Here is a 16,892-nt window from a genome sequence, read left to right as displayed (position 1 = left end):
GACTATTGAGATTCGCAATAATGAATGCCCTGGAGGCTCTGCCCGAACCCAAGCTGCTGCAACTGTTCGACGTTCTATACCACTGCCGCAGCGTGACCCGAGCGGCCGAGCAGCTAGGGCAGAGCCAGCCGACTATCAGCATCTGGCTGGCGCGCCTGCGCGAACAGTTGAACGACCCGTTGTTCGTGCGCACGCCTGGGGGCATGGCCCCTACGCCACGGGCCGATCAACTGATCGGCCCGTGCCGCGAGGTGCTGGAGTCATTGCGCAGGCTAACGGCATGGGAGCCTAAGTTCATAGCAGCCACAGCGCAGCGGCGTTTTCGCCTATGTGTCAGTGATGCCAGCCATATCACCCTGCTGCCGAGCATCCTCAACCACCTGCGCAGCCATGCGCCGGGCATCCGACTGGAGGCGGCGCGGATCGATGGCAATACCGAGAGCGCACTGGAATCGGGCGAGGCGGACCTGGCCATTGGCTTCGTGCCCTGGCTGGGTGGGGGGATTTACCAGCAGATGCTGTTCGAGCAGGACTGGGTGTGCCTGAGCAACCCGCAGCATCCGCGCCTGGGTAAAGGCATGAGCTTAACGCGCTACCGGACCGAGGGGCATGTGCAGATTAGTTTCGGCACTGGACAGAAGCTGCTGGAGGCAGGGTTGGCACGCGCTGGGATCGAACGGCGGATCATGCTGGAGCTGCCGGCGTTTCTCGGGTTGGGGATGATAATCGGGACGACGGATCTGCTGGCCACCTTGCCGCGACATATCGGGCAGACACTGGCTGACATGCATGGGCTACGGGTGCATGACTGCCCGGTTGAAGTGGAGGGGTTCACCGTCAAACAGCATTGGCATGCACGATATCATCAGGACAGTGGGAATCGGTGGTTGAGGGAAGTCGTTCGTGGATTGTTCCATTCACCAAGTCAATCATGATGTAGTTTCGACTTAGATAGGAAATGTGATTTAAGCCGTCCGCTCTGGCCACAAGCCTATCATAGCGAAGGGCGGCTTCGGGTCGGCTTCTGCCGCTCGCGAAAAACTGCTTTGGATTGTGCAACCCCTGCCCAAGCGTCAAACCATTACCTCGAACCAGCGAAGCATGCCATTTCAGTTTCCTGTCGCAGTGCAAACCTGACGCGCAGGCATTGCTCGAAAAAGTCTCAGGCGATGGCATCATCGGAGTGGATGGTGACAGTGGTCGCCCACGCGGGTTAATCCACCAGCAGATTACCTTGCTGATCAGCGAATTTCTGGTGCAGTCATCTGGCTACAAAGCGGTCAGCCCAGGCGCAGCTCCTGCGCGGTGAGCCTGAAAAACCATTATCTGTAGTTACTCATCATCATGCCGGCACGTGAATCACATCGTCTGTATGGATGAATAACCGAGGCGGTCGCACTTGTACCATGGTGCCTGGGCACACTCTGGCTCAAGGAGATGGCATGACCTCAATTGATCAATTGGAAACCCGCCTGCGCACGCTTGAAGATGTCGAAGCGATTCGCCAGCTCAAGGCGCGCTATCTGGCGTGTTGCGATCTGAAGGATCCGCAGGGCATGCGCGACTGCTTCGCGCCGGGCCCGGTGCTTATCGACTATGGCCGGATCGGTGTTTTCGAAGACCGCGACCAACTCATGGCGATTTTCCAACAGCTCGGCTGCCATCCGCATGTTGTCGAGATGCACCATGGCGTCAACCCGCAGATCGATGTGCTTGATGACGAGCACGCCAGCGGCACCTGGGGTTTGCATTACCAGATGATCGACACGCAATCGCGGGTTATCACCCAGCTTGGCGCGCACTATGACGACGAGTACCGCAAGATCAACGGTCATTGGAAGATCAGCGCCACGCGCTGCGTGGTGACATCCACGCTGATCGCCAGCTATGAAGAGGCCGAGCCCGGTGTGCGCTTCGCCGGTGTTCAGGCGAGTGCCACAGAAATGGGAGCACCTGCAGATGAGTAACGATCACAGCCAATTGGTCGCGGTTGTAACAGGCGCGTCGCGTGGTGCCGGCAAAGGCATTGCTCTGGCACTCGGCGCGGCGGGCGCGACGGTGTATGTGACGGGCCGCTCGCAGAACGAGGGCGATGCGCCGTTGCCAGGCACGATCCACGAGACGGCGCGCCAAATCGATGCGTTAGGCGGCAAGGGCATCGCCGTCGCGTGCGATCACGCCGATGATGAGCAGGTGCGCAGCCTCTTCGAGCAGGTCGAGCGCGAGAGCGGGCGGCTCGACATCCTTGTCAATAACGCGACGTTTCTACACGATCAACTGATAAACCCCGGACCGTTCTGGGAGAAGCCACTCGATCTCGTCAAGATCCTCGACGTCGGTTTACGCTCCGCCTATGTGGTGAGCTGGTACGCGGCTCCGCTGATGGCCAAACGTCGTGGCGGGCTGATCGTGTTCACCTCGTCATTTGGCTCGAACTGCTACATGCACGGCGCAGCCTATGGCGCGCAGAAGGCCGGTGTCGACAAATTCGCCAAAGACATGGCCGTGGACTTTCGCCCCTACGATGTCGCGGTGGTGTCCATCTGGATGGGTCCGCTGCGCACGGAGCGCACGACACGCGCATTGCAAGAGCACCCGGATCGCTACGAGGAATTTTCGTTCGTCATGGAAAGCCCGGAGTTCACTGGCAGGGTCATTCACGCGCTGTATTGCGACCCTGACCGAATGACGCACTCCGGGCAGGTCCTGATCGGGGCAGAAGTTGCGGTGAAGTACGGCATTGTCGATCTGAATGGCCAACAGCCTCCGTCCTATCGCGACATGCTGGGCAGTCCAGTGCAGGCACATCCGGCGATTGTCGAGTAGCGAGGCAGCCGATAGCAGCTTGAGACCGTAAACGTCGGCTCGACGGGATGCGGAAGAGATAGCCGTCGGTGTAGAGCTTTAGCGAGGTCGCGAGGACCTTCAAACGACTCAGGGTTCGCCATACATATTTGCAAGGCAAGCACCAAGGGGCTGGGGCCATGCTGAATGGCCTCGCCCAGAGGCTATGGCGTCGAGGCATGCTCAGGGACAGGCCGGTGAGGAATAGTCTGTCCGTTGGCAATGGCACTGGCACTGGCACTGGCTTCAAGCTTCGCACGCTCCGCTTCCAAAAAAACATACGCGGCTTGCAGGGTGGTGATCTTCGCTTGAATTTCGGCCATCTTGCTGGCGACCAAGGCAGCGCCTTGAGCGCAATCGATCGTATTACCCCGCTTGGCCGCGAGGATGTCGCCGATCTCAGCGAGTGAAAACCCTCCGCTCTGGGCACTCTGAATGAATGCCAAATCAACAACGGTCTGATCACTGTAGCTGCGGTAGTTGTTGGCCTGTCGATGGGCCACGATCAGCCCGAGCTGCTCGTAATAGCGCAATGCATGGCGCCCGAGGCCACTGCGGCGCTCCAACTCCCCAATGTTCACATTAAAAATTCCTTGACTGTAGAGCAGGCTCTACACCTTAGCCTGCGCCAATCGTCCAAACAAGGAGTCAGGCATGAGCGTTGAATGCTTCGTCACAGGCGGCAGCGGGTTTGTGGGTCAACATTTACTGGCCCGTCTTACTGCCACAGGGCACAAAACCTGGGTGCTTATGCGCAGCCCTGAAAACACTGAGCGTCTCAGAGAGCAGGTAGGCCGACTGGGCGGTAACCCTGCGTATATCCATGCCGTTGAGGGCGATATCAGCAGAGAGGGGCTTGGGCTCAGCGAGGCAGACAGGCAGCGCGTGTCTTCGGCCGCTGTGGTTTTCCACCTCGCGGCGCAATTTACCTGGGGGCTTACCATTGAGCGCGCCCGCACAATCAATGTGCAAGGGGCGCTGAACGTCGCCAGGCTTGCGGCGAGCCAGCGTATCCGATTGCTGATGGTGGGCGGCTTTATGCTGCAGAACCTTACCCACCTTGCCAGTATCGGGGTTGATAATGAGCACCCTGAAAACACACATTGGCCCGCAGTCTACAGCCGTGTAGGTGGCTACGAAGGCAGCAAGCTCGAGTCCCATTTCGCAGTCATTCGTTACATGCGGGAAGCGGGCGCGGATTACACGATCGTTCATCCTGCGACGGTGTGTGGCCACAGCGAGAGTGGGCACATCCTGGAAGGGCAACCGCTGGCCGAACTCATTCGAAATCTGGCACAAGGCCGGTTCAAAGCTGTCCCCGGTTCCGCCGCGCACTGGTTGCCATTGGTCAGCGTCGATTACCTGGTGACGATGATAACCTGCGTGGCGTTCGACCCTTCGATGGCCAACCGGCAGGTCCTGGCGCTCGATGAGCGCACACCGAACTTACAAGGGATGCTTCAGCAGGTCGCAATAACGCTGAAGGTCAAGGCACCCCGCCGCCATGTAGCTATAGGGGTGCTCAGGTGGCTTTTGACGATTCCCGGACTGGCAGCCCGACTCGCGATCAGCGCCGAGTCACTGAACTTTATTCAGACGCAGCGCTTCGACATGAGCGATAGCAAGCAACTGGAAAGCAAGTATCAGTTAACACATCCCAACCTGGCGCGAACGTTGGAAAAGACAGTGCGCTACGTCGAGAGTTACCTGCCCAATTGAACCAACCACGTCAGGCCATCTTCGGTGAAGTAGCAAATTCCCTATGCTGTACTGCACGCTCCGGCAAGGCGCTGTGGTGCCAGTACCTTCGCGGTGTTTGTATCGCAGGCAAGCCTGCTTGTATGAATCCCCCACCGGACTGCAGTCCATCTTGTGGGAGCGGGCTTGCCCGCGATGGTATCGGCGTGGTCTCAGTAAATTCGCGGTGCTTGTATCGCATCATACAGCGGCCGATTTCAGCAGCCCAACCCTCGTTCAGCAGGTGTTTTAATTCGTGCCTGTTGCTTCGTGTCATGGCGGTTGTGCGCGGGGCGCCTTCGGGTGCGCTGGGGTCCTTGAGTCCCGGTCTACCAATCCGCGTACAACTGCCACCCTTATCGGCTACCAAGGACATTCGCGTCAGCTCACGCACATCTGCGCTTGAATCCACACATCAACCCCGTTAACCTCCCCTGCGTTGCTGCCAATCCAGCGACCGGGTTTAGCAGCCCGCCCAATGATCAAGGTGCATACAGTGCCCATTACTCGTTCAGCAGACGATTTGATTCGTGACTGTTGTCTTGTGTTATGGCGGTTGTGCGCGGGGCGCCTTCGTGCGCGCCGGGTTCCTTGATCCCTGGTCTGCTAACCCGCGTACAGCTGCCACCCTTATCGTTTAGCAGCGATGGGTAGTAGCTCCACTGATCAAGGAGCGTCACCATGACCAAGATAGTCCCCGATCCCCCGCACACCAACATCCTGAAAACCACCGCCTGCGCCACGTTCGGTTCCTGCGAAGACAGCCACGATCCGCTGTTCAGTGTTCGCGCCGGGCTCAACGTCGAAGACGTGCTGATTCACCTCACCATCCTGCTACGTTCCGCCTACGCCACCAATGAACAAGCCTGTCAGGTGGTCGACAGCGAAACCCGGCATCTGCTCTGGTCCACCCGCACGGCCGTTGATATGGCTCAAGGGCTGGCGCAGGCGTTGCTCGGTGGCATGGAGGCCGAGCGCTCAAGGCCGGAAACGCGCTAACGGTATAACGGGCAGCGGCGCTCGCCCCGCCCGCTTTTCAGGCCACGGCAGGTTCTGCGTCCAGGCCTTTCTGCACATACCAGGACAACGGCAGCGTCAGCAACAGGGTGGTGGTCACGATGAACACAGCGAAGGGCACCCCCGTGATATCGCCCAGGCACATACGGCAATTGTCGAGTAGCGAGGCAGCCGATAGCAGCTTGAGACCGTAAACGTCGGCTCGACTGAATGCGGTAGAGATAGCCGTAGATGTCGATCTTTAGCAAGATCGCGGGTCAGGTACATTACGCCCCCAAAGCTCCAGTGGGTATATCTGAGCATATCGGAAGGTATCTCAAAATTTATGACTATGGGCTTTTGGGGAGGGGCTAAAGGCGTGCCTCTAAAAGACACGCCTGCCACCTCAGTCTTCGGACATCGACAGTAAACCCTCGTCCAGCCGGCCACCCTGGATGTTGATTGCCGACAGTTGCTCATCGATCTCCTGCAGGTCCGTTTCGGTCAACTCAAACTCGATCGATTTGATGTTGTCGTCCAGGTATTCAATTTTGTCCATGCCAGGGATGGGCACAATCCACGGCTTTTGGGCCAGTAGCCAGGCCAGTGCAATTTGCACCGGTGTCGCGTTCTTTTTCGCTGCCATGGCGCGGAGCATGTCTACCACTGGCATGTTCGCCCGAATCGCTGCCTGAGTGAAACGCGGAAAATTCGCTCGCAGGTCGGTGGCGCTGTCAAATTTCGTATTGGCATCGATGGTGCCGGTCAGAAATCCTGTCCCCAGCGGGCCCCAAGGCACAAAACCAATGCCAAGTTCTTCGCACACCGGGATCACCTCTGCTTCCGGCTCCCGTGTCCAGATCGAGTACTGGTTCTGCACCGCCGCAACCGGGTGCACAGCATGCGCCCTGCGAATGGTCGAGGCGCCGGCTTCGGACAAGCCGTAGTGCAAAACCTTGCCCTCGGTGATCAGGTCTTTCAACGTCCCCACCACGTCCTCAATCGGCACATCAGGGTCAACACGGTGCTGATAGAAAAGGTCGATGTAATCCGTCTTCAAGCTTTTCAGCGAAGCTTCGGCCACCGCTCGAATGGTTTCTGGCCGGCTGTCGGTGCCGACAATGCCACCGTTCTCCAGCTTGAAACCAAACTTGGTCGCGATAATGACCTGGTCACGAAACGGAACGAGGGCTTCACCCAGCAGCATTTCGTTGGTGTAGGGGCCGTAGGCCTGTGCCGTGTCGAAGAAGTTGATACCCCGCTCCACGGCAGCGCGAATAACCTCCACGCCTTGGCTTTGCTCGACGGCTTTGCCGGTGCCAAAGCTCAGGTTCATCACGCCCATGCCCAAGGCAGACACTTCAAGGCCGCTGCCGCCTAACTTGCGAGTCATCATTTTTTCACCTTTTGCGTTAGCAGTAAGTTTTGATGCCGCCAGTGTGTGCCCACGAGAAACGCTGCTCCACTGTGCTTTTGCCCGACCTGTTGTGATTTTGCTTATATATTCTGGATTGGTGGTACGCATGCCCTGCTCCCACTTCAAAGCCCAGGCAGGGCAAATCTGTCGTCGTATCGGAGAGCCCCATGATCAACACTTCAGTCCCGCAGATGACTTCAGCCGAACACCTTGATGCCTACCCCGCCGGCCAGAGAGTCAGCACCACCAATGGCCCCGCCTGGCAAGACGTGCGGTTGTCCGTGTTCTCGCTAGCGTCAACCTCGGAGGTCTTTAGCATGCCGGCGGTCGCTGAGCCTTTGATCGTCTGGGTGACCTCGGGTGAGGCTGAAACCCAGGAGCGCGAGGAAGACGGCCCGTGGATGATCAGCCGGATTAAACAAGGCTCGCTGTTTGTAACCGCCGCTGGTGCGCCTTATGACTTTCTCTGGAAACGCTTGAGCACCGAGCCGTTCGAAGTGGTCATGGTGCTTCTGAGCCTGGCGCTGTTCGAGGAGGCCTTGCACGACCTCTACGGCGCGAACGCTGCGCATGCCACACTTCGTGATATCTCGGGGTTCGAGGATCCACAACTGGTCACCTTGCTGCAATGCTTGCGCGAAGAGGCCAGCCGTACCGAGGCCAGCAAACTGTTTACTCACGGAATCGCCCAGGCCTTGAGCATCCATCTGGCACGCCACTATGTAGAACTCGACACACACTCGAGCAAGGAGGCACCATCCCTGCCGGCCTTCAAGCTGCGCCGGATCACCGCCTGGATGGCGGAGCATTTGGCCGAGGAGTTCAGCCTGGCGCTGTTGGCCGAACAGGCGGGCATGAGCGAGTCCCACTTCAATCGCCTATTCAAACGTGCCGTGGGCATTGCACCGTCGCAATATCAAATCAAATTGCGTATAGACACGGCACGACGTCTGTTGCGCGAAACAGAGATGACGGTCATCACGATCGCGAACGCAGTCGGATACTCCAACCCGAGTCACTTCTCTCGCATATTCCGCAAAGACACCGGTTTTTCACCGAGCGACTACCGGCGCCAGCGCTAACCCGCCTTCCCCGGCGGACAACAGATACTTACAACTTCACAACTTGAATCTGATGAGCGCTCTTGGTGCCTGTGAGGATTAGTTCTTGTAACGCAACGCGTCCACCAGCAACGCAAATGCGGGCGATGCCTGGCGCCGACTCGGGTAGTAGAGATGGAACCCGGCGAACAGCGGCGACCAGTCTTCCAGCACATGAATCAGACGGCCAGTCTTGAGGTGGGGCGCAACCAGGTCGTGGGGAATGTAGCTCAGTCCGAAACCGTCCAGCGCCGCTTGCAGCAGCTGATACACGCCGTTGTATGTCACTTGGCCCGTCACGCGGACCTTGAGGCTTTCTCCATCTTTGGAGAACTCCCAGGCATACAGGCCGCCGTTTGTGGGCAGTCGGAGGTTATTGCATAGATGATCAGTGAGCGCTCGGGGAGTCTTGGGCAATTCACGGTTTGCAAAGTAGGCAGGTGAGCCGACCACCGACATACGCATATCCGGCCCGATACGAGTAGCAATCATGCCTTCTGCCACGTCCTCGCCCAGCCTGATCCCGGCGTCAAAGCCTTGGGCTGCAATGTCGACAAAGCTGTAATCGCAGCACACTTCCACCGAGATGTCCGGGTATTTGGGCAAGAACTCTTTCAGCACGGGCCGGATGATGAGGTCCAGTACATGGTCCATGGCGTTGATGCGGATACTGCCAGCGGGGGTATCGCGCAGATCACTCAGACCTGCCAGCTCGATTTCAATTTCCTCAAAATGGGGCCCGACCTTACTTATCAAACGCTCGCCCGCCTCAGTGGGCGAAACGCTGCGCGTGGTACGGGTCAGCAGCCGCAGGCCGAGTCGCGCTTCCAAACCACGAATGGTATGGCTTAGCGCCGATTGAGAAACCCCCAGCTTGGCAGCGGCCTTGGTAAAGCTCCTTTCCCGGGCGACAGCGAGAAAGGCGAGCAGATCGTTGGCGTTTTCCCGCAGCATTAATGAGTCACTCGCATAAGTATATTCTGATTCTAGCGGCTAATCATTGTAATACGCAGCTGATAAATTTGTGATCTTGCTCTGGGTCAGCTGACGGCACGCCTGCCAAGTTCAAGAGGCGCTTTTGAATACTAGAGGTTCCGCTCCGTTATTCGTCAATCCGGGCCGTCACTGACGGCTATTGTCTAAGGGGGATCACCATGAAAAGCCTCGCAGCCACGGCGTTATCGCTGTCATTGCTCACTCTTGATGTACCCGCAGGGGAGAAATCCATGCTCGTCATCAACACCAACGGCTCGCAGCCATCGGCCAAGGGACCAGCCGATTATTTCACCGGCACTGTTCGCATCGACGCGCCGTTCAAGGGCACAGAAGACGCTCGGGTCAGCGGCGCCACCGTGACCTTCGAGCCCGGTGCGCGCACTGCCTGGCACACGCATCCTTTAGGCCAGACCCTGATCGTCACTGCTGGCTCCGGCTTGGTGCAGGAGCTGGGCCAGCCGGTTCGCTCCATCAAACCAGGCGACACTGTGTGGATTCCGCCAAACGTCAAACACTGGCATGGCGCGACAGCAACCACTGCTATGACTCACATCGCCATTGCCGAAGTTCTGGACGGCAAGGTGGTCGACTGGATGGAACAGGTCAGCGACAAACAATATGCCCAAGGGCTTTGATACCGCCCAATCGTGCATTCAGCGCGCTTGAGCGGCTCCGAGCAACTGCGCCGCAGGCTGGCACACAACGCTGGCATCGGACTTCAACTTCAAGCCGTACACCCAGAGTAAAAAGTCAGTCGCTAAGCCCGTTCCACCGCACTCGCCAGTCGTACATTCGAAACGGCTGGCGCTTGCCCTCTCGAGACCCCATACAGCATGTCGCAGCACAACCACTCAACTATCGATGCTCCGCCATCCGACCGCCAGAGCCTGTCGACGTTGGCAATCCTCAGTACGTTGATGGCGTTCGCCTCGATTTCCACCGATCTGTATCTGCCCGCCTTGCCCGCTATGGCCGATGCCCTGCACGCCAGCGCAGGCCAAGTGGAGCTGACCATTTCCGGATATCTGATCGGCTTCAGCCTCGGACAGTTGTTGTGGGGTCCAATTGGAGACCGTCATGGTCGCCGCTTGCCGATTGCTCTGGGTCTGGTGCTATTCATCATCGGCTCTGCGGGGTGTGCGCTTTCGGACAGCTCCAGCGTGATGATCGCCTGGCGTGCGGTGCAAGCGGTGGGAGCCTGCGCCAGCGTAGTGCTGGCACGCGCGATGGTTCGCGACCTGTACAGCGGGCATCGGGCCGCGCAGATGCTTTCGACCCTGATGACGGTCATGGCCATCGCGCCGCTGCTGGGGCCCAGCCTCGGTGGACTGATCCTGCACGTTGCGTCGTGGCGGGCGATCTTTTGGGCACTGGTACTGGTCGGGCTGGGGACACTCGCAATGCTCTATGTCCTGCCGGAAACCCTGCCTGCCCAGCGGCGCAATCGGGAACCTCTCAGTAATGCGCTGAATCGCTATGTGCGGTTGCTGGGCGACCGCAGCATCCTCGGTTACATCGGTGCCGGTGGGTTCTTCTACGGTGCGATGTACGCCTATATTGCAGGAACGCCCTTCGCTTATATCAGCTACCACCACGCCTCACCCCAGCAATACGGCGTGCTGTTCGCCGTAGGCATCGTCGGCATCATGCTGACCAATCAACTCAACTCGCGCTGGGTGGCAAGCCATGGAAGCGACCGTTTGATGCGAATGGGCACCCTGGCCGCCGCGCTGTCGGCGCTGCTGCTGGCCATCGACGCCTGGACTGACTGGGGTGGCCTTGCCGGTCTGGTGATCCCGCTTTTTCTGTTCGTATCTGCGACCGGCTTCATCGTTGCCAACTCCATTGCAGGAGCCATGAGCGCGTTTCCAGAGTTTGCAGGTTCGACTTCCGCACTGGTTGGCTCTCTGCAATACGGCACCGGCATCCTCGGCTCCGGTCTGGTTGGCACGCTCGCCGATGGCACGCCCCGGCCGATGGCTGCGGTGATCCTGTTGTTTGGCGTCGGCAGCCTGCTCTGCGCCAGGTGGCTGGTCCCCAGAGTGAAAACACCGACTGCCACGGCGACATCTCTTTAGAAAAACACTCAGCCAATAGAGTTGAATTTCACACGAGGTTTTCCATGAAAAACACTAGCAAAGTCACAGTCGTCATCGGGGCCGGATCGATCGGTCAAGCGATTGCCCGCCGCGTCAGCGCAGGTAAACACGTCGTGCTGGCCGACCTTCGCCAGGAGAACGCCAACGCAGCGGCCAAGGTGCTGCTCGATGCAGGGTTCGAGGTCACGACAGCCGTCGTCGATGTGTCCTCGCGTCAGTCGGTGGAAGCGCTGGTTCAGACGGCAGCCGCCATCGGTGATATCACTGGTGTGATCCACGCTGCGGGTGTTTCACCTTCGCAAGCGCCGGTGGCGACCATCCTGCGCGTGGACCTGTACGGCACCGCGCTGGTGCTGGAGGCATTTGGCAACGTGATCGCCGAAGGTGGCTCGGGGATTGTCATCGCCTCGCAATCCGGGCATCGCTTGCCTGCCCTGACACCTGAGCAGAACAAAGCGTTGGCAACCACGCCAGTCGAAGAGCTGTTGGCGCTGCCGATGCTGCAAGCCGACAAGGTGACCGACCCGCTGAATGCTTACCAGATATCCAAGCGCGGCAATTCACTGCGTGTGATGGCCGAGGCCGTGCGCTGGGGCAAGCGCGGAGCACGTGTCAACACCATCAGCCCCGGCATCATCTTCACCCCGCTGGCCAGAGACGAATTGAGCGGCCCGCGAGGCGAAGGCTATCGGCGCATGATCGACCTCAGCGCCGTCGGCCGTGGCGGCACACCTGATGAAGTGGGTGCCGTCGCGGCACTACTGATGGGGCCTGAAGGGACTTTCATCACCGGCAGCGACTTCCTCATGGACGGCGGTGTCACCGCAGCCTACTGGTACGGCGATCTGGCGCCTCAGTAGGACGCCTGCCGTTCACTAAGAGCAGGTCCACCCCTGCCCACTTCTACAATTTTCGAGGACTCCCAATGAAGACCGTAGGCTACGCAGCCCTTACCGCCGAATCACCCATGACACCGTTCGTGTTCAATCGTCGCGCCCTGCGCCCCAACGACGTCGCCATGGAAATTCTCTACTGTGGCGTCTGTCATTCGGACCTGCACACTGCACGCAATGATTGGGGCTGGACCGTTTACCCGGCGTTGCCAGGCCACGAAATCGTCGGTCGGGTCACCTCCGTGGGCGCCGACGTGAGCCGCTACAAAGTGGGCGACACCGTTGCCGTCGGCTGCATGGTGGACAGCTGTATGGAGTGTGATCAGTGCCGCAAGGGCGAAGAGCAATTGTGCCGCGAAGGCAACACCAACACCTATAACGGTCAAGACCGGGTGACCAGGGAAAATACCTACGGCGGTTACTCAAAGCACCTCGTGGTTCGAGAGGAGTTCGTCTTGCGCGTGCCCCAAAACCTGGATCTGGCAAAAGTCGCTCCCCTGCTGTGCGCGGGCATTACCACCTACTCGCCGCTGCGCAGCTGGAACGTCGTGCCCGGCAGTCGCGTTGCCGTGATCGGTCTGGGTGGGCTGGGTCACATGGCGGTCAAACTGGCCCACGGCATGGGTGCCAAGGTCACCGTACTGAGCCGCTCCGCCGACAAGAAAGACGACGCTCTGACGCTTGGCGCCGATCACTTCCTGCTGTCGACCGACAGCGATGCGATGACCAAGGCGCAGTCGAGCTTTGACCTGATCATCGACACCATTCCGGTGAAGCACAGCGTCGACCCTTATGTATCGCTGCTGGATATCGACAGCACGCTGGTCCTAGTCGGCCAGGTCGGTCCTATGGCCGAACACAATTCAGTGCCGATGCTGCTCGGTCGTCGTCGCATCGCCGGGTCGCCTATCGGTGGCATCAAGGAAACGCAGGAAATGCTCGACTTCTGCGCCGAGAAAAACATCCTGCCCGACTGCGAAATGATCCGCATGGACGAGATCAACCATGCCTTTGACCGCATGGAAAAAGCCGATGTGCGTTATCGCTTCGTCATCGATATGGCGTCCCTGAATCAGGGATAGAATCCATGAAGCTGATCACCACGCTCGCCAGCGTGTTGTTTTCCGCCCTGGTGGGCGCTGAAGAAGGCAAGCCCCCGGCGTGACCCCAAGCCTACCCGGATGTATTGGAAGTCACGCCTCAGTTGTACGCGTACACCACGGATCTGTTATTCGGCGAAGTCTGAAAACGCCCGAATTTGGTCACGCGAGAAAAGCCACATGCAGCACCCGCTGAATACCCGGATGGTTTGAATCGAACCATGGATAACGTTGTCCATGGCGACCTTAATGCGCCAGGATCGGAGCCGAGTGCTCATACAGCGCCCCACCCTCGTTCAACAGGTGCTTTAATTCTTGCCTGTTGCTTCGTGCTATGGCGGTTGTGCGCGGGGCGCCTTCGTGCGCGCTGGGTTCCTTGATTCCCGGTCTACCAACCTGCGTACAGCCGCCACCCATTCGTTTGGTAGCGATACATGGCGGCTCCAACAATCAAGGAGCGTCACCATGACCAAGATAGTCCCCGATCCCCCGCACACCAACATTCTGAAAACCACCGCCTGCGCCACGTTCGGCTCCTGCGAAGACAGCCACGATCCGCTGTTCAGTGTTCGCGCCGGGCTCAACGTCGAAGACGTGCTGATTCACCTCACCATCCTGCTACGTTCCGCCTACGCCACCAATGAACAAGCCTGTCAGGTGGTCGACAGCGAAACCCGGCATCTGCTCTGGTCCACCCGCACCGCCGTTGATATGGCTCAAGGGCTGGCGCAGGCGTTGCTCGGTGGTATGGAGGTCGACCGCTCAAGGCCGGAAACGCGCTAACGGTAAAACGGGCAGTGGCTCAGCTGCTGCCTGTTTGATGTGCGCAGCCAGCAGTTGATGGCGTACTTACAGGCGAGGTGTGCTGCCATGAACGCGGATAACCCATCAGGAAATCCACCGAGGCGCCATGATCACAGCGCGAGAGGAAAAAAGCGGCACCCAATGAGTGCCGCTTAAGCGGGCTTACTCGGCCTTGAAGCAGTAGACAGCAAGCTTGTTGCCATCGAGGTCACGGGCATATGCAGCATAGGCATTCGGTGCCCAGTCACGTGTCCCTGCTGCGCCTTCGTCTTTGCCGCCAGCACTCAGTGCAGCGTCGTGGAAGGCGTTGATTTGGGCACGATTCTGAGCTTCGAAGCTTACGGTCACGCCATTGCCCACACTGGCCGGCTGGCCGTTGGCTGGCTTGAGTACAAAGAACGCGGGCTTATCCACGCCCCAGATCGAGCCGTTGTCGCCCAGATCAGCAAGGCGCTTGAAACCCAGCTTACCCAACACTTCGTCGTAGAATTTGCGGGCTTTGACCAGATCGTTGGTGCCAACAGTTACATGAGTGAAAATCGACATGAAAGTCTCCATTGCAGGTGGGGGGTGTTGCAGGAAGAAACCGGTACCTCGTGTGAAGCACCGGAGAATCATTTAAAAGTGGACGACTGATCGAATGCTCTTGCCTTCGTGCATCAGGTCGAAGGCGTCGTTGATCTGCTCCAGCCCCATGGTGTGGGTGATGAACTTGTCGAGCGGGATCTCGCCCTTCTCGGCTTGCGCAACATAGCTCGGCAGTTCGGTACGGCCTTTAACGCCACCAAAGGCACTACCGCGCCAAACACGGCCTGTGACCAATTGGAAAGGACGCGTGCTGATTTCGGCGCCGGCCGGGGCGACGCCGATGATGGTCGACTCCCCCCAACCCTTATGGCAACTCTCGAGCGCTGCGCGCATGAGCTGGACATTGCCGATGCATTCAAAGGAGTAATCGACACCACCATCGGTGAGCTCGACGATAACCTCCTGAATCGGCCGATCATGCTGCTTGGGGTTGATGAAATCAGTGGCACCCAGCTCCTCGGCAATAGCGAACTTGGCCGGATTGATATCAACGGCAATAATCCGAGAAGCTTTTGCCATCTTGGCACCGATGATCGCCGCAAGACCGATACCGCCCAAGCCAAAGACGGCCACGGTAGCGCCCTCTTCCACCTTCGCGGTGTTGAGTACAGCACCGATACCGGTGGTCACACCGCAACCCAACAGGCACACCTTTTCCAGTGGCGCTTCCTTTGGAATTTTCGCAAGGGAAATTTCGGGCAGTACGGTGTATTCGGAGAAGGTCGAACACCCCATGTAGTGGTAAACAGGCTCGCCGTTGTAAGAGAAACGGGTGGTGCCATCAGGCATCAAACCCTTGCCTTGAGTGGCTCGTACGGCCTGGCAGAGGTTGGTCTTGCCGGACTTGCAGAACTTGCACTCTCCGCATTCAGCCGTGTAGAGCGGGATGACGTGATCGCCGACCGTCAGCGAGGTTACGCCCTCACCTACCGCTTCGACGATGCCACCGCCCTCATGGCCTAGAATGCAAGGGAACACGCCTTCCGAATCCTGGCCAGACAAGGTGTAGGCATCCGTATGGCAGACGCCAGTCGCAACGATCCGAACCAGCACCTCACCGGCTTTTGGGGGCTGAACATCAACTTCAACGATTTTAAGTGGCTCATTAGGTCCGAAAGCGACAGCTGCGCGCGACTTGATCATGGTAACGGGTACCTACCGTGTGTTATTTAGTTGTCTCTACAATAAAAAAAATCGATTCGTTACGCTGATGAAAATGGCGCTGAATTCGGCCAAGCTGGCATGAAATCAGGCCAAGCACTACACAAGAGATATAAGTATGCTCCGCTCTGATACGGCCACACGCCGAACGATCGATATCGTGATTTATCCTGAATTCAAGTCATTCGAGGCCATTGGCCCCATGACCGTCTTCACGTATGCAAATAAACACTTGGAAGCACAGGGAAAAGCGCCAGGCTACGAGGTTAGAATTGTCTCAACACAGTTGGGGCCCGTCCCGTCAGATACGCTAATGTCCTTAAGTGCAACTCATACACTGGACGAGGAATTGCTTCCGCACTCGATCTTGGTCGTTGGCGCACACGAAATTGAGCGAATTGTCGAAGAACAATCGGAAATTGTGGCGTGGACTAAACGGGTCGCAACAAGAGTTGAGCGCTTTGCTGCCCTGTGTTCAGGAGCGTTTTTCCTGGCTGCAGCCGGCCTGCTTGACGGCAAGCGAGCAACCACGCACTGGAGAATGGCTGAGGTCATGCAACAGAACTACCCCCGCATCCAGGTCGACATTGACTCCATTTTCATTCATGAAGGAAACCTCTGGACGTCAGCAGGCGTAAGCGCTTCAGTGGATTTGGCGCTTGCCTTTGTCGAAGCTGATTTCGGTCATGATCTTGCGCTGCAAGTGGCACAAGACCTGGTGATTTTCCTCAAGCGGCCCGGCGGTCAGTCACAGTTCAGCGCCAACCTGACGAGCCAGATGACCCAAGCCTCAGGAATGCGTGCAGTTCAAGAATGGGTATTGAACAATATTGACCAAAAGATCAACGTATCGCTTATGGCCAATCACGCTTCAATGAGCCTGAGGAACTTTACAAGAACCTTCCACAAGGAGGTGGGAGTCTGCCCCTCTGAGTTCCTGGAGAAAGCCCGAGTTGATAAAGCGAGGCGCTTATTGAGTGAAAGCGGACTGCCAATGAAAAGTGTGGCATTCAAGTGTGGGTTTGCAACCACTGACCAAATGCGCAACGTATTCAAGAAGTACTTATCGGTAACACCAAAGCAATATCAAGAACGATTTCTTGGCACCTGACCCTCACGTATTCAACCAACTAACTTAGTTATTTAAATACACATCT

The 16,892-nt window shown here is 58.1% G+C and carries 17 protein-coding genes and 1 pseudogene; 12 read left to right on the top strand and 6 right to left on the bottom strand.

The genetic code is table 11. The annotated features are described in order from the left end of the window. Positions 1–20: 20 nt before the first annotated feature. The 3 genes from CYD26_RS05740 to CYD26_RS05725 all read left to right on the top strand — a co-directional run bounded on the left by CYD26_RS05740 (position 21) and on the right by CYD26_RS05725 (position 2,826). On the top strand, positions 21–935 hold the full coding sequence (locus CYD26_RS05740; RefSeq protein WP_102052059.1) for a LysR family transcriptional regulator: 915 nt from the start codon (positions 21–23) through the stop codon (positions 933–935). 507 nt (positions 936–1,442) lie between these two features. Further along, positions 1,443–1,967 (top strand): nuclear transport factor 2 family protein, encoded by a 525-nt coding sequence (locus CYD26_RS05730; protein ID WP_102052058.1) that lies wholly within the window; start codon positions 1,443–1,445, stop codon positions 1,965–1,967. Further along, positions 1,960–2,826 carry an SDR family NAD(P)-dependent oxidoreductase gene (locus CYD26_RS05725; protein WP_102052057.1) on the top strand — a complete coding sequence of 289 codons (867 nt, stop codon included), beginning with the start codon at positions 1,960–1,962 and terminating at the stop codon, positions 2,824–2,826. Before CYD26_RS05730 ends, CYD26_RS05725 begins: the two co-directional genes overlap by 8 nt. Positions 2,827–3,008: 182 nt before the next feature. Here CYD26_RS05725 and CYD26_RS05720 read toward each other — a convergent pair whose 3' ends face one another. Next, positions 3,009–3,425 (bottom strand): MerR family transcriptional regulator, encoded by a 417-nt coding sequence (locus CYD26_RS05720; RefSeq protein WP_102052056.1) that lies wholly within the window; start codon positions 3,423–3,425, stop codon positions 3,009–3,011. 73 nt (positions 3,426–3,498) lie between these two features. Here CYD26_RS05720 and CYD26_RS05715 point away from each other — a divergent pair, with 73 nt between their 5' ends. Both CYD26_RS05715 and CYD26_RS05710 read left to right on the top strand, forming a co-directional pair. Continuing rightward, entirely contained in the window at positions 3,499–4,563 is a 1,065-nt protein-coding gene (locus CYD26_RS05715) for an SDR family oxidoreductase (protein WP_102052055.1), read from the top strand. A 699-nt stretch (positions 4,564–5,262) separates the two neighbouring features. Further along, positions 5,263–5,580 (top strand): DUF3077 domain-containing protein, encoded by a 318-nt coding sequence (locus CYD26_RS05710; protein WP_102052054.1) that lies wholly within the window; start codon positions 5,263–5,265, stop codon positions 5,578–5,580. A 197-nt stretch (positions 5,581–5,777) separates the two neighbouring features. On the opposite strand, the pseudogene CYD26_RS25850 reads toward CYD26_RS05710, so the two are convergent. Both CYD26_RS25850 and CYD26_RS05705 read right to left on the bottom strand, forming a co-directional pair. Continuing rightward, positions 5,778–5,855, bottom strand: a pseudogene (locus CYD26_RS25850) (hypothetical protein); the annotation flags it as partial. 128 nt (positions 5,856–5,983) lie between these two features. Then, the gene (locus CYD26_RS05705) at positions 5,984–6,973 is read right to left on the bottom strand and encodes an aldo/keto reductase (RefSeq protein WP_102052053.1); all 990 of its coding nucleotides are present in this window, start codon (positions 6,971–6,973) and stop codon (positions 5,984–5,986) included. Between the two features lie 188 nt (positions 6,974–7,161). On the opposite strand from CYD26_RS05705, the gene CYD26_RS05700 reads away from it, so the two are divergent. Beyond that, positions 7,162–8,076 (top strand): AraC family transcriptional regulator, encoded by a 915-nt coding sequence (locus CYD26_RS05700; RefSeq protein ID WP_102052052.1) that lies wholly within the window; start codon positions 7,162–7,164, stop codon positions 8,074–8,076. A gap of 78 nt (positions 8,077–8,154) precedes the next feature. On the opposite strand, the gene CYD26_RS05695 is transcribed toward CYD26_RS05700, so the two are convergent. Beyond that, positions 8,155–9,048, bottom strand: a complete 894-nt coding sequence (locus CYD26_RS05695; RefSeq protein WP_102052051.1) for a LysR family transcriptional regulator — start codon at positions 9,046–9,048, stop codon at positions 8,155–8,157. A gap of 200 nt (positions 9,049–9,248) precedes the next feature. Between CYD26_RS05695 and CYD26_RS05690 the strand changes: the two genes are divergently transcribed. From CYD26_RS05690 to CYD26_RS05670, 5 genes are all read left to right on the top strand, one after another. Further along, positions 9,249–9,725 (top strand): cupin domain-containing protein, encoded by a 477-nt coding sequence (locus CYD26_RS05690; RefSeq protein WP_102052050.1) that lies wholly within the window; start codon positions 9,249–9,251, stop codon positions 9,723–9,725. Between the two features lie 198 nt (positions 9,726–9,923). Then, the gene (locus CYD26_RS05685) at positions 9,924–11,168 is read left to right on the top strand and encodes a multidrug effflux MFS transporter (RefSeq protein ID WP_102052049.1); all 1,245 of its coding nucleotides are present in this window, start codon (positions 9,924–9,926) and stop codon (positions 11,166–11,168) included. Between the two features lie 44 nt (positions 11,169–11,212). Then, entirely contained in the window at positions 11,213–12,049 is an 837-nt protein-coding gene (locus CYD26_RS05680) for an SDR family oxidoreductase (RefSeq protein WP_102052048.1), read from the top strand. 65 nt (positions 12,050–12,114) lie between these two features. Next, entirely contained in the window at positions 12,115–13,164 is a 1,050-nt protein-coding gene (locus tag CYD26_RS05675; protein ID WP_102052047.1) for an NAD(P)-dependent alcohol dehydrogenase, read from the top strand. A gap of 483 nt (positions 13,165–13,647) precedes the next feature. Then, positions 13,648–13,965, top strand: a complete 318-nt coding sequence (locus CYD26_RS05670) for a DUF3077 domain-containing protein (protein WP_102052046.1) — start codon at positions 13,648–13,650, stop codon at positions 13,963–13,965. Between the two features lie 183 nt (positions 13,966–14,148). Here CYD26_RS05670 and CYD26_RS05665 read toward each other — a convergent pair whose 3' ends face one another. Together CYD26_RS05665 and CYD26_RS05660 are read right to left on the bottom strand one after the other, a co-directional pair. Beyond that, complete coding sequence (locus tag CYD26_RS05665) at positions 14,149–14,532, bottom strand: VOC family protein (RefSeq protein WP_102052045.1); 384 nt, start codon at positions 14,530–14,532, stop codon at positions 14,149–14,151. 72 nt (positions 14,533–14,604) lie between these two features. Beyond that, positions 14,605–15,717, bottom strand: a complete 1,113-nt coding sequence (locus CYD26_RS05660; RefSeq protein ID WP_102052044.1) for an S-(hydroxymethyl)glutathione dehydrogenase/class III alcohol dehydrogenase — start codon at positions 15,715–15,717, stop codon at positions 14,605–14,607. A gap of 136 nt (positions 15,718–15,853) precedes the next feature. On the opposite strand from CYD26_RS05660, the gene CYD26_RS05655 reads away from it, so the two are divergent. Further along, on the top strand, positions 15,854–16,846 hold the full coding sequence (locus CYD26_RS05655; RefSeq protein WP_102052043.1) for a GlxA family transcriptional regulator: 993 nt from the start codon (positions 15,854–15,856) through the stop codon (positions 16,844–16,846). Positions 16,847–16,892 lie beyond the last annotated feature (46 nt).

Source organism: Pseudomonas sp. FFUP_PS_473 (assembly GCF_002858665.1).
In the GTDB taxonomy this organism is placed as follows: Bacteria; Pseudomonadota; Gammaproteobacteria; order Pseudomonadales; family Pseudomonadaceae; genus Aquipseudomonas; species Aquipseudomonas defluvii.
Note: the sequence above shows the minus strand (reverse complement) of the source record. Positions and strands in the feature narration are given on the sequence as shown.

Bases quoted from the DNA above. Each gene is read 5' to 3' on its own strand.
- CYD26_RS05710 (WP_102052054.1), top strand. From the start codon at position 5,263: ATGACCAAGATAGTCCCCGATCCCCCGCACACCAACATCCTGAAAACC.
- CYD26_RS05680 (WP_102052048.1), top strand. From the start codon at position 11,213: ATGAAAAACACTAGCAAAGTCACAGTCGTCATCGGGGCCGGATCGATC.
- CYD26_RS05660 (WP_102052044.1), bottom strand. From the start codon at position 15,717: ATGATCAAGTCGCGCGCAGCTGTCGCTTTCGGACCTAATGAGCCACTT.
- CYD26_RS05690 (WP_102052050.1), top strand. From the start codon at position 9,249: ATGAAAAGCCTCGCAGCCACGGCGTTATCGCTGTCATTGCTCACTCTT.
- CYD26_RS05675 (WP_102052047.1), top strand. From the start codon at position 12,115: ATGAAGACCGTAGGCTACGCAGCCCTTACCGCCGAATCACCCATGACA.
- CYD26_RS05715 (WP_102052055.1), top strand. From the start codon at position 3,499: ATGAGCGTTGAATGCTTCGTCACAGGCGGCAGCGGGTTTGTGGGTCAA.
- CYD26_RS05665 (WP_102052045.1), bottom strand. From the start codon at position 14,532: ATGTCGATTTTCACTCATGTAACTGTTGGCACCAACGATCTGGTCAAA.
- CYD26_RS05695 (WP_102052051.1), bottom strand. From the start codon at position 9,048: ATGCTGCGGGAAAACGCCAACGATCTGCTCGCCTTTCTCGCTGTCGCC.
- CYD26_RS05655 (WP_102052043.1), top strand. From the start codon at position 15,854: ATGCTCCGCTCTGATACGGCCACACGCCGAACGATCGATATCGTGATT.
- CYD26_RS05730 (WP_102052058.1), top strand. From the start codon at position 1,443: ATGACCTCAATTGATCAATTGGAAACCCGCCTGCGCACGCTTGAAGAT.
- CYD26_RS05700 (WP_102052052.1), top strand. From the start codon at position 7,162: ATGATCAACACTTCAGTCCCGCAGATGACTTCAGCCGAACACCTTGAT.
- CYD26_RS05685 (WP_102052049.1), top strand. From the start codon at position 9,924: ATGTCGCAGCACAACCACTCAACTATCGATGCTCCGCCATCCGACCGC.
- CYD26_RS05670 (WP_102052046.1), top strand. From the start codon at position 13,648: ATGACCAAGATAGTCCCCGATCCCCCGCACACCAACATTCTGAAAACC.
- CYD26_RS05705 (WP_102052053.1), bottom strand. From the start codon at position 6,973: ATGATGACTCGCAAGTTAGGCGGCAGCGGCCTTGAAGTGTCTGCCTTG.
- CYD26_RS05740 (WP_102052059.1), top strand. From the start codon at position 21: ATGAATGCCCTGGAGGCTCTGCCCGAACCCAAGCTGCTGCAACTGTTC.
- CYD26_RS05725 (WP_102052057.1), top strand. From the start codon at position 1,960: ATGAGTAACGATCACAGCCAATTGGTCGCGGTTGTAACAGGCGCGTCG.